General features: G+C 57.5%; 13 protein-coding genes. 10 read left to right on the plus strand and 3 right to left on the minus strand.

The genetic code is table 11. The features are described 5' to 3' along the window. Positions 1-662 precede the first annotated feature (662 nt). Both ACOYNV_RS22205 and mads1 read right to left on the minus strand, forming a co-directional pair. Positions 663-1,205, minus strand: coding sequence for an SNF2-related protein (locus ACOYNV_RS22205; protein WP_422901993.1), 543 nt, complete (start codon positions 1,203-1,205; stop codon positions 663-665). Positions 1,206-1,442: 237 nt separating this feature from the next. After that, positions 1,443-1,643 carry a helix-turn-helix domain-containing protein gene (gene mads1, locus ACOYNV_RS22210; RefSeq protein ID WP_422902005.1) on the minus strand — a complete coding sequence of 67 codons (201 nt, stop codon included), beginning with the start codon at positions 1,641-1,643 and terminating at the stop codon, positions 1,443-1,445. Positions 1,644-2,361: 718 nt separating this feature from the next. Here mads1 and ACOYNV_RS22215 point away from each other — a divergent pair. The 7 genes from ACOYNV_RS22215 to ACOYNV_RS22245 all read left to right on the plus strand — a co-directional run bounded on the left by ACOYNV_RS22215 (position 2,362) and on the right by ACOYNV_RS22245 (position 6,035). Beyond that, positions 2,362-2,532: a hypothetical protein gene (locus ACOYNV_RS22215; RefSeq protein WP_422901994.1), complete on the plus strand. Its 171-nt coding sequence runs from the start codon at positions 2,362-2,364 to the stop codon at positions 2,530-2,532. A 242-nt stretch (positions 2,533-2,774) separates the two neighbouring features. Then, the gene (locus tag ACOYNV_RS22220) at positions 2,775-3,833 is read left to right on the plus strand and encodes an META domain-containing protein (protein WP_422901995.1); all 1,059 of its coding nucleotides are present in this window, start codon (positions 2,775-2,777) and stop codon (positions 3,831-3,833) included. 142 nt (positions 3,834-3,975) lie between these two features. Then, on the plus strand, positions 3,976-4,200 hold the full coding sequence (locus ACOYNV_RS22225; protein ID WP_422901996.1) for a hypothetical protein: 225 nt from the start codon (positions 3,976-3,978) through the stop codon (positions 4,198-4,200). A gap of 78 nt (positions 4,201-4,278) precedes the next feature. Beyond that, a complete protein-coding gene (locus ACOYNV_RS22230; RefSeq protein ID WP_422901997.1) occupies positions 4,279-4,656 on the plus strand; it encodes an SHOCT domain-containing protein in 378 nt (125 codons plus the stop codon). A 221-nt stretch (positions 4,657-4,877) separates the two neighbouring features. Beyond that, entirely contained in the window at positions 4,878-5,261 is a 384-nt protein-coding gene (locus ACOYNV_RS22235) for a hypothetical protein (RefSeq protein WP_422901998.1), read from the plus strand. 12 nt (positions 5,262-5,273) lie between these two features. Continuing rightward, the gene (locus ACOYNV_RS22240) at positions 5,274-5,495 is read left to right on the plus strand and encodes a hypothetical protein (protein ID WP_422901999.1); all 222 of its coding nucleotides are present in this window, start codon (positions 5,274-5,276) and stop codon (positions 5,493-5,495) included. A 207-nt stretch (positions 5,496-5,702) separates the two neighbouring features. Further along, complete coding sequence (locus tag ACOYNV_RS22245; RefSeq protein WP_422902000.1) at positions 5,703-6,035, plus strand: hypothetical protein; 333 nt, start codon at positions 5,703-5,705, stop codon at positions 6,033-6,035. A 296-nt stretch (positions 6,036-6,331) separates the two neighbouring features. Here the strand turns inward: ACOYNV_RS22245 and ACOYNV_RS22250 are convergent, their stop codons facing one another. Continuing rightward, positions 6,332-7,363, minus strand: a complete 1,032-nt coding sequence (locus ACOYNV_RS22250; RefSeq protein WP_422902001.1) for a cation diffusion facilitator family transporter — start codon at positions 7,361-7,363, stop codon at positions 6,332-6,334. A 325-nt stretch (positions 7,364-7,688) separates the two neighbouring features. On the opposite strand from ACOYNV_RS22250, the gene ACOYNV_RS22255 reads away from it, so the two are divergent. From ACOYNV_RS22255 to ACOYNV_RS22265, 3 genes are all read left to right on the plus strand, one after another. Continuing rightward, a complete protein-coding gene (locus ACOYNV_RS22255) occupies positions 7,689-8,600 on the plus strand; it encodes a hypothetical protein (protein WP_422902002.1) in 912 nt (303 codons plus the stop codon). Between the two features lie 95 nt (positions 8,601-8,695). Further along, entirely contained in the window at positions 8,696-10,018 is a 1,323-nt protein-coding gene (locus ACOYNV_RS22260; RefSeq protein ID WP_422902003.1) for an OmpP1/FadL family transporter, read from the plus strand. Positions 10,019-10,345: 327 nt separating this feature from the next. Further along, positions 10,346-11,444: iron-containing alcohol dehydrogenase (locus ACOYNV_RS22265; protein WP_422902004.1), on the plus strand; the 1,099-nt coding region annotated here is incomplete at its 3' end.

The raw sequence follows: 11,444 nt of genomic DNA on the forward strand, positions 1-11,444 counted from the left end.
CAGACCGAACGTAATAGCGCAAACTTGATATGTTTATTTATTTACGCCGCCTAAGAAAAAGCAACTTAAAGTGATTTATTACCAAGATAGGCCAAAGGGCCAAGAACAAGCGCGAGGTGGTGAGTGCTAAATGAAAGTTGAGCTGATATAAATAAATCTGAGCTGATAAATAAAGTTGAGTTGGCGTAACTCAGTTTCAGCCGCAAAAATTTCACACAGAGCAATAAATTGTCGCAAAGCCACAGCCAGACAAAGCCTGCGTCTGTTCGCGCCGGTTGAATATTGACCCACTCTGCCGGTTGAATATTGACCCAGGAGCGGTCGCTGCGTTTTGAATCAGCAGCTGTGGATAAGTGTATCAAATCGCTGGTTTTTGAAGTTCTCCTTTTCTGCCGTCCAATGCGGTAGAAATGCGTGGGGAAAGGAGCGAAGGGCGTAGCCCGTAGCGGATTTCCCCACGCGGCCGCTCAGAACGGATCGTCTGGCGGAGCGGCTTCCCCTCCCTTGGCCGATACGATAGAGATGGGAGTCGCCGCTGCGGCGGGGCAGTTCGTAGCGCCCGAGAGCAATTCCCTCAAGGTCTGCGCAGAGTGAATGCAGCAACCTGAATCCGTCGGCATCGAACTCAGCGTGATCGCCAAGCTCTGCCCTGGTCAAGTCCATCAACATTCGCTCGTATCGGTTACGGGCTTTGCTACTGTCGTCGGCACGAATCCGAAGTTTGTCCTGCACTTCTTCGTCGAAATTTTCCAGCAGAAGCTGGCGGGTCTTGACCATTGCCTCAACTTCCACAACACCAACGAGATGAGTTGTCGCTGCCCATCCGGCAACGCCTTCAGATTCGGGCGACGCAGATAATCTGCAACGAGGGCAGACAGTTCGCGCTCCTCGGTTGATGGTGTAAATTCTTCAACGATGGCGCGGCGCGCCGTGTAGGGAACGTACTGATGCACTTGCCGACGCAAGGTGCGCTTGCAGATTGGCGCAATGCGGGAGCGCAGCGCGGCGAAGGGCTGCTCCCTGTTTGGCTGTGTGAATTGCGCACGAAAGCTGTCGAGATCACCGAATACACGGTCGTCGATCATGCTCACCAATCCGTAGAGTTCAAGCAGCGAGTTCTGCAGCGGTGTTGCCGTCAGGAGCACCTTTGAACCCAGAAAACTCTGCTTAACCACGGCGGCACGGCGAGCACAGCGTAAAAACAATGGCTTGCAATGTTTTCATGATTCACCCTTTGGGTGAGCCAATAAATCCTGAAAAACTGAGGCTTTTCGCCGTGTCCGCCGTGTCGCCGTGGTTTGAACTGCGGTTATTAGGTTGAATGAACGTGCGCGAGGGCTTCCTTGATCGTTTTGGCGATGACGTTGCTTGTCTTGTAAACGTTTCCCCCTTATTCTTGTTCCGGCATGTGATTGCCGCCTCTTGCCCGGCGCGGTTTGTATTCACTTTGCCTCGTCCGTCTTTTGGCGGATGCTCTCAGCAATCCATGCGTCTAACTCCGAGCGTCGGAAACGCCACGTACCACCCAGCTTGAACGCCGGTATCTCGCCTTTCTGAGCAAGCCGATAAACAGTTCGCTTGCCAGCTTTTAGGTACGCAGCGACTTCGTCGAGTGTCAGAATCTCGCCATCAGTGTCGGTCATCATCTTTTCTACCAAGTTGGCCTGCGGTGCATTCCGTTTGCCAAGTTTAGCCAATTTTACCACATTACAGCGTCATCGACCAGCACCTTGTTCGTCGGAGTGCGCGCCAATGGGGAGGCAGTTCGGTTGTCAAACAGGGGATCGAACTGGCGTTCGACGATTGGGCCGTGGAAGCCCAAGTTTCGCGGGCGATGCGCCCTCACAGGCTAGGCATGGGCGGATTGAATTCGGCCAAATACTCGAATCCACGCCCTCAAGATCAAAACATTGCTATCCTTGTCGGGATGCGGACGCGGGTTCGGTTCCGTGTTCCACCACCAAAATCTAGCACTTAGCCCATCCCTCAAGGTTGGGCTTTTTGCTTTCTGGCGTTCAGATCCGCGTCGTGCGATCCGCTGAACAAGGTATCCGGATTGTTTCAGATAACCCGCTTTGGCGGGTTTTTTACTGGATGCGCCAGGAGGAACAGATTGAACGGCTTTCTGCGCAGCGAACAGGTGCCGATTAAAGGGAACTAAAGGAAGCCGCCTGGGCACTAATCCAGAGTTACAGCGTCAATAATTCAACCAAGTTAGCTTTGGTTAATGGACTACCACTTGGCTTTTTCAGAAGGTTGTGCAAATCAATATATTCGTCTTCACCAACGCTTCACCATCTCGCGGCTCGGGTGAATAACGGTAATTGAAGAGTCACTGCCTTATTTTTAAAAGGATATGCCATGAAAGCAGAGCAAAGCACAAGTCAGCCAAGTCCGTGGGCAGATGTTCCAGTCAGGCCGATCGATTTGTCGGAAGGAAAGCCCCTTAAAGACGAAGATTTGGACAAGGTGCTCGGCGGTATAAAACCACCACAAGTGCACAAGCCGACAACCAATAATACACACAACTAATCCTGATCGTGATATTTCTCAGTACGTCATTCCGGGGCCGCGAAGCGGAACCCGGAATCCAAAAACAAGCTCCTGTTTCTTCCAGGATAAGCTTTTCTCTTGGTCAAATTCCTGATTATTTTATGACGAATTTCCCCACAGTGATTGTTACTTCTATTCCCTACTGGCTGGTTGAACATTGCCGTAAATCAGGCAATTTTTTTACTGCCTGCGTCAGGGCACTTGTCCTTATGGCGTCTGTATTGGCTCCAGTTTCTGTATTTGCCGCAGAGCCGCAATTGATCTGTTTTGGCAACGAGCCCTCGTGGGGTCTGCAATTCAGCGAGCAAGGACGGGCACGACTGCTGCTGCCGGAGCAGAAGCCGCTCGACTACCGGGGGCGCGAGACGCGCCTCGATTTCCTCAAGGAGCGGGCATGGCGCGGCAAACCTGCTTCCGGCAAAGGCGGTGAAGTCGTCGCCTTTCTTCGCGAGTCGGCGTGCAGTGACGGCATGTCGAACACCACGCATCCGGTAACGGTGCGGGTTTCGCTGCCCGATTCCCGGCTGCTCGCAGGATGTTGTCGTATCCCGGTTTCGTCCAACGCAACAAGTGCGCCCGTACCTATCGCTTTTGAAGGACCAACGTGGCAGCTTGCCGCCCCCGGTGCTCAGAGCGCAGGCGTTGACGCTAGTGAAAAGCGATCTGTGACAGCGCTTTTTGAGGGTGGCCGGGTCAGCGGTTTCTCGGGCTGCAACCGGTTCATGGGTTCTTATACCCTCGATCGCGATAGCGTGCTGATCGGCCCGCTGGCGGGAACCATGATGGCCTGCCCCGAACCGCAGATGGCGATCGAGAAAGCCTTTCTGGGCGCATTGACCGGCACCCTGCGCCATGCAATCAGCGGTGACCGGCTGACATTGACCCCGGCTACAGGCGCGCCGCTGGTTTTTCAGGTAGAGCCTGCACCGATGCTGCAGGGCGTCAACTGGAGCGTTACTGGTTTCAACAACGGTCGGCAAGCGGTCGTCGGCCCTTTGCTGGGAACCACCCTGACCCTGACTTTTGATCAGGGCCAGGTTTACGGTAGCAGCGGCTGCAATACTTACCGCGCGGCCTACACCAGCGAGGGAAACCGTCTAGCCATTGGTCCCGTAGCCAGCACGCGCAAGGCCTGCTCCGCCGAAGGCGTGATGCAGCAGGAGCGCGAGTTTCTCGCGGCGATCGAGTCCGTCAAGGTGTGGACCATTAGCGGCGGCATGCTCGATATACACCGCGCCGATGGCGAACGGGTATTGAACGCCATCAAGGCCGCCCGTTAAAGATGCGGGCGAAGCATTTATACCTCCTGGACGCGCGTTGAGTCCAGGTCAGGCTGCTCTCGGCTCGAACCCGATAACGGTCGCTTACTGTATTTAATTCGTACCTCAAACAAGTTGGCAGTGTTTTTATCAAGGAGTCATCATGCGCTATGTTTACGCTGGCCTGATCATTGTGGTGACGGCTGTTGTTCTGCTGTTTAATTTCCAGAATCTCACCTCGGTCACGGTTTCGCTGTTCAGCATGAGCCTGACCATGCCGGCTTCACTGCTGGTGATCGGCGTCTACATTCTTGGCATGGTTTCCGGCAGCGCGTTGTGGTCGTTGCTGCGCGGCTGGCTGCACGGTGCAACACGCAAGGTGCCTTGACGCTTTTCTTTCAAGATGCTCTGTTTTTTTCATCGGGTTGGTTTTGTTCATTGAGTTACATCAAGGGAGTTTTTTGACATGAGCAATTTTTGGGATTTAATCTGGCTGATCGTCTCGACTTTCGTTTTTATCGCGTACCTTCTGGTGCTGTTCCAGATTGTTGCGGACCTCTTTCGCAATACGGAAATGGGGGGAGGTTCAAAGGCCTTGTGGATTATCGGACTGGTCTTTATCCCGATGCTGACCGCCGTGGTCTACATTATTGCCAACGGCGGGGGGATGGCCAAACGCCAGCGCGCGGCTGCCGAGCGCACCAAATCCGATACCGATACCTACATCCGGCAGGTGGCAGGAAAGTCACCGGGAGAGCAAATCGCTGACGCAAAAGCGCTGCTCGACGCGGGCACGATCAATGCCGAGGAATTCGCCCGGCTCAAGACCAAGGCGCTCGCCTAGCATAAAATTTTCGTATTTGCCGAGTGTTCCTTGACCCCAAAATTAGGCGTTGTGAGAGGTGCACAGGGCAATGATACTTTGCGGGCAGGATTTTTTTTATCAACCTGTAATCTAGCTGAAAGTGCAGCAAGTGGAAGTTTTCAAGGTGCGCCAGCGACTGCGGCCAGTCTGAGCGGAAGACGCTGGTTTTTTTCGATGTTTGTTTTTTCCTGGAGAATGCGATGGTGATAAAAATGGGTTTTCGGGCGGCGCTGTTTGGCGCTTGCGCGGTGCTGTCTGTGGCTTCGACCAATGTCCTGGCGGATGAAGTTCCCTTGGTCACCGGCGAAATGTGGAGCAAGTCGTCGGGTGAATTGAAGAAGGCTTATCTCATTGGAGTGGCCAATACACTGCAGGTCGAAGCGGCCTATGCGGGAACGAATCCGCCGCCCGATAGCCAGAGTCTGATTCCGCGCACAACAAAGGGCTTGAAAGGCCAGTCGCTTGAAAGTGTCAGTGTAGCGCTCGACACATGGTACGCCGCTAATCCCGGCAAAATACAACGACCGGTCCTCGAAACCATCTGGTTCGAAGTTATCGTACCGGGACTTCAGAAATACAAATAACGGAGACATAAAATGAAACGAATTCGTTTGATGGTGGTCATCGTGACGGTGTCGAGTGTGATCGGCTGCACGGACATGAGCACAAAGCAGCAGGGAACATTAAGTGGTGCGGCCATTGGTGGTGTCGCAGGCGCAGGTATCGCCTCTGTCGCCGGGGGTAGCGCCTGGACTGGTTTGGCGATCGGCGCGGCTGCCGGCGGCGTCGCCGGCAATATCAAGGCCAATCGACAATAGTCTCAAAGCCTGTAAGGCCAGCGTCATGGGCATCGCTCCGGCGGCATCCATGATGTTGGCCTAGTTGGAACTTGAGCGGATACGAGGTTCGCAGCCTGAGTCGAGCTGGTCGAATGCCGATTCCTGGTAGTAACCCTCCGGGGAGTGCGCTGGCGGCAGACTGACTGGTTAATCAAGCAAGCCGCACGGCAATTAGGGAGTTGATCAATGAACAACAGAATCTCCTGTACGCTTGTCGTCCTTGTGCTTTCTGTAGTGCTGCAACCCGCTTTCGCACAAAGCAGGCAAATCTTGAAGCAGCTTGACGAACTCGACCGGAAATGCGAGGCGGCAAGAGACGCGGTCCTGCCCGGCATCCGGGAACAGTTGATTGCCGAGTGCATTTTGCCGCCACCGACGCAACGAGTGCGCCAGCGGACACTGGAGCAGTGCGAGCGCTACTGGAACGACTACGGAGTGAAGCAGCGGCAACGTGCCGCCCTCGACCTGCCCGAGTGCCAGGAAGCCTTCCAGGCGCGACATCAGTATCGCTCTCGCTGACCAGGCATGGAGTACCGCCTTTTCAGCGCGTCATTCAGTCTTGCGTGGCGGCTGGCTCCAGGGGCTGGTTGCGCACAAAATCCATTTTCCCCTGTCCCCAATGGCACTACCTTAAGCATTCGACATAAGAGGTGTCGCGTCGTCCCGGCGCAAGCCGGGACCCAGTAGCGGGGAGCCATTCTGGACACCGGCCTACGCCAGTGTGACGAGCTTTGGCGAATAGTCGGTCGATGTCATTGGTTCAAGGTCGTGCCATTGCCCCCTGGCCTTTTTGATACGCATCGAGGGGTGTCACCTCAACTCCAGCGCGGGTCGGCTGTAAACAGGATACTGAGCCAGGCCTGCTCTAGCGGCAGGCCGATCACCTCCCAGATTCGGGCGCGCAATTCGTCAAGTTCTGGCACGCCGCGCGGCTTGAAGTCGGGCCCTACCACCATGTTGATCTCGATGAAGTGGATGCGCCCGGTCTTGGCAATGTGCGCGCTGTACTCGGCGATATCGTGTTCGGCCCGGATCTGTTGCATCACCGCTTCAACGCGCTGCACGATCTCGTTGTCGGGACTGGTGATCAGCAGCACCTCGCGCAGATTGCTGTGCAGGATCTTCAGCGGCAGCGGAATCAGCATAAGCGCCATCAGCGCCAGTACCGCGCTGTCGGCGTAGCGCGCCCACCACGCGCGATAGGGTTCCGGCAGCACCCAGACCATGGCGAATCCAAGCAGCGTGACGAGGCTAAAACCCATGCTGATCATCCACTCGCGCGCGTCGTTGCGGATCAGTTGCGAGCCGGTGCGATTCGCCACGCGCTTCTCGTAGATCCAGACGAGGGCGCAGACGGCGCCACTGACCAGACTGTAGAGCACCACACTGAGCGCGTCGACCTCATTACCGCCGGTGCGCAGACCTTCAAGACCGTTGCACAACGCATAGAGCAGGACGACCAGCAGGATCAGGTTGTTGAAGCTGTTGACCAGCGGCTCAATGTGCGCGTAGCCATACTGAAAGCGTCGGTCGGCCGGTTTCTCGACGACCCGCGCGGCCAGCAGATAGAGGCCTGAACCGACCAGACTGGTCAGCGCATAAAAGCCGTCGAGCATGACCGCCTCGGAGCCAATGTAGAGACCGTAGCCAATGCCGGCGATCGCCAGACCGATGATCGTGAACAGCGACAATCGCAGCGTATGCTGCTCAAGCCGGTTGGACTGCTGCCTGGAGAGTTTGCGGTACATGAGCGGAAGAAAGGGTAAGTTCGGCGGATTGTAGGTCAAGCCGCCGAGTGTTCCTGTTTCCTTGAATGAAGTCAATCCGGATTTGTACCTGATCGGCATGTGGAAAAATTGTTTTGATAAACGAACTGGCTCTGCACCCCAAGGGCCTGCGGGGCACATTTACTTCGGTCAGATTCCGGGTCAAGCCCGGAATGACGGCAAGGGCGTGTCCGCACCCTTGCTCATTGCCAGCGACAAGGATTTTCGAGCTTCACCACTCCCGAAGTCGCCGCGCAACACGCCACAGGCGATGTGCCCTGCACGGTTGTCTCTTTAATGCAACAGCAATAAATTGACAAAGCGGAAAGGAAATTAATTTCAATTCGCAAGCACACCGGTCAACGCTATTATTATGACCGTTAGCTACCTATCGAAGGAGATCCGGATGGATTCAATTTTACGGCACGTTCCGACCATGACAGTTCTTGCCTCGCTGTTGGCGGCCACGTGTTCTGTGCACGCGGACGAAACGAGTAACCAGCAAGGGTTCGTTTCGCTTACGCCAGTCTACCAGGGCAACGCCGACCTCGACCGCGGCGGAGATTTCAGTGTTGGCGGCGCGATCCTGCGTGTTGGGGCTTCCAAAGACCTCGGTGGAGGCAATCGCGCGGGTGTCACCCTCAACTATGACTACCTCGACTATTCGTTCTCCAACTCAGGCGCTTTCGGCCAGGTAGCGCCGTGGGGCATTATTCAGCGGTACGGCGTGTCGGTGCCGCTCTCGTTCGCAGTGGGAGACGGCTGGAGCGTAGGCCTCGCGCCCTCGGTAGACTGGTTCAAGGAAAATGGGGCGAACAGCGGCGATTCGCTCACGTGGGGCGCGACGGTCTCCGGGTCCAGGCGCTTCGAGGGTGGCAATCGTCTTGGCCTCGGCGTCGGCGTGTTCTCGCAGATCGAGAAGACCAGCGCCTTTCCGTTCCTGATCGTCGATTGGCGCCTGAATGACCGCTGGCGCCTGATCAACCCCCTCGCCAGCGGCCCGACCGGACCGGCCGGCCTCGAACTCGACTACCGCTTCGATGGCGGCTGGACGGCTGGCGTCGGCGCTTCCTACCGGGTCCTGCGCTTTCGCCTGAGCGAAACCGGCCCGGTGCGTAACGGCGTCGGTCAAGAGAGCGGCGTGCCGGTGTTCCTGCGCGTGACGCGCAACTTCACCGACCAGATGGCGCTGCACCTCTATGGCGGCGTCGTGGCCGGCGGCAAGCTGCGCGTTGAAGACTCGTCCGGCAACAAGCTGCGCGAGGAAAATTTCGACCCGGCGCCTCTCTTCGGCGCGACCTTCATCGGACGCTTCTGAGAATTGAGCCTGGAGCCGTTAATTTGAATTGTTAATTTCCTGGCCAGCGATCCTCTGTTGCTGGCTGGCGACGAAAGTTGAGCAAAGGAGTTTCAATGAATAATTTTCCCGCCAGCACGCGCGCAAGGCAGGCCTTGCTTGCCGCCATGGCCCTCTCTTTTGGTGTGCTCGCCAGCAGCAACGCAATCGCCGGCGGCATAATCGTTTATGAAGTCGGTACCGAAGACATGGGCCTCGCCGCCGCCGGCTACGCCGCGCGCGCACAGGACGCGACCACGGTATTGACCAATCCGGCGGGAATGGTTCGGCTTGACGGCACCCAGGTTCAGCTCGGTACGCAGTTGCTCTATAGCGACATGAAGTTCTCCAACAGCGGCGCCAGTTCGTCCGAGCTTGGCAATAACAGCAGCGGCAATATCATCGGTGAAAACGGCTGGTTTCCTGGCGGCGGACTTTTTCTCAGCTACAGCGTCTCGCCCGATCTGAAACTCGGCCTGGCGGCGACCAGCACGTTCGGTTCGGTGCTCAACTATAACGACAACTGGGTCGGTCGCTACCACGCGCAGCAGGCCACCTTGATCGGTGCTTCGCTGCTGCCTTCGATCGCCTTTCGCGTTACCGACAAGCTCTCGCTTGGCGCCAGCGTCAATGCCATGTACGGCTATCTGAAAAACGAGACAGGAATAAACAGCATCACCGGCGCTGACGGCAAACTCAGCATGAGTGACAACACGTGGGGCTGGGGCGGCAATCTCGGCCTGATGTACGAAGCGACCCCCAACACCCGTTTCGGCCTGACCTACAGTTCGCCGGTCAAACTCGATTTCAAGCCGCAAGCGCGGTTCAGCGGCACCGGGCCCGTGCTGACCACGCTGCTTAATGCGCGGGGGTTGAACGGAACCAGTGTCGACCTGGGCATCACGGTGCCGCAACAGGTGATGGGCAGTGTGTTTCATACGGTGAACGATCGCCTGGCGCTGCTCGGCAACGTCGGCTGGCAGCAGTGGTCGAAATTCGGCGATGTCGAAGTCGGCGTGGCAGACACCAGCAATCCGACCAGCCTCACCACCAATCTGAATTTCAAGGACACCTGGCACGCCGCACTCGGCGCGCAGTACCGGATCAGTGAGCCATGGCGGCTTAATTTCGGTATCGCCTATGATTCGGCTTTTCAGTCGGGTAACGTATCGCCCATTTTGCCGACCAACCAAGGCTGGCGCTTCGGCATCGGCGGCCAGAACCAGGTCGACAAGACTTTCGCCTGGGGCCTCGCCGCAGAATACATCTACGGTGGTACCGGTGACGTGAACAAGCAGGCGCTGCTACCGGTCGTTCTCGGCGGCCGGGGCAACCTGGTCGGCTCGTATGACAACATCGGCATTCTTTACATGTCGGCGAACTTCAACTGGAAGTTCTGAGCGCTCTGGAGACTCAGAAACTGTACGTCTGAAGGAATAACCCTTACAACCGCAGTTAGCGTGCTGCCAATTTCTTCAGCCCTCATCCCTGGCCCTTCTCCCGGCTCTGCATTCCCTTCGGTCACATTGAGAAGGGGGCAAACCACCTCGCACTGCAGAACTTTTCGCTACAAAATGCATCCTAGAATTGATTGTTTAGGGGTTCTACAGGAAAACTCGCCCGGGACTCCATGCGATTCTTATGGCATAAAATGGTCAATTTCAACATATTGATTTTTACAACATTTTGAAATGAGAATTGCTGACAAAAAGGAGTAAATCGACCACATGACACATCTATTCTCACGTTTCCGCATTCGCGCCCTCGGCATCGCAGCTCGCCTCCTGCCCGCGCCGACACCGTTCATGCTGACGGGACCGGGCTCGTCGCTCGGGCTCGCCCGCTTGATCGCCGATTGCGGCGCTCGCTCAGTGCTCGTTGTGACCGACAAGGTGCTCGTCGAGCTCGGGGTCGTCGCCCCGGTATTGAACGCGTTGCAGGAGGCTGGCCTGGCGGTGACGGTGTTCTCTGAGGTCGAGCCCGATCCAACCATCGCCATCGTCATGGCGGGGATCGAGCAGCTCCGGGCGTCGGGGGCGACAGCGGTGCTTGCGGTCGGCGGTGGCTCGCCGATCGACGCCGCGAAGGCCATGATCGCCTGCCACGCGAGCGGCCGTCGTCCGCAGGACCTCGATGGCTACTTCAAGGTCCGCGCCCACGTCTTGCCATTCTTCGCGGTTCCGACTACGGCGGGCAGCGGCTCGGAGGTGACCGTCGCTTCTGTCGTCTCCGATCCGGGGGCCGGACGGAAATTCGCCATCGTCGACAACAAGCTCGTTCCAGCGGCGATTGCGCTCGATCCGAACCTCATGGTCGGCCTGCCGCCGCACGTGACCGCAGCCACGGGTATGGACGCGCTCACGCATGCGATCGAGTCCCACCTGTCGACGCTCGCCACCCCGGCGACGCGCGCCCTGTCCGTGGCCTCGGCGCGCGCGATCTTTCGCGATCTGCCCCGGGCTTGCGCGGACGGTCGTGACATCGCCGCCCGGCAGAGCCTTGCTGTCGCGTCCTGCCTTGCCGGCCTCGCCTTCACCAGAGCGAGCGTCGGTTACGTGCACGCGATCGCCCACCAGCTCGGCCCGCTCTATCACCTCCCGCACGGGTACCTGAACGCGATCCTGCTCCCGTACGTGCTCGACTTCTACGTGGACGGCGCCGCCTCGCGCATGGCGGATCTCGCGCGCGCCTGCGAGTTCGGGCCAAGTGGCGAGAACCCCCGGGGCGAGGACCCCCGCTCCCTGGCACTGAGTCTCATCGCCGCGGTCCGCCGGCTGAACGCGTCCGTCGGCATCCCGCCAACGATCGAGCAGATCGCCGACGCAG

It is taken from the genome of Propionivibrio sp. (assembly GCF_049316945.1).
In the GTDB taxonomy this organism is placed as follows: domain Bacteria; phylum Pseudomonadota; class Gammaproteobacteria; order Burkholderiales; family Rhodocyclaceae; genus Propionivibrio.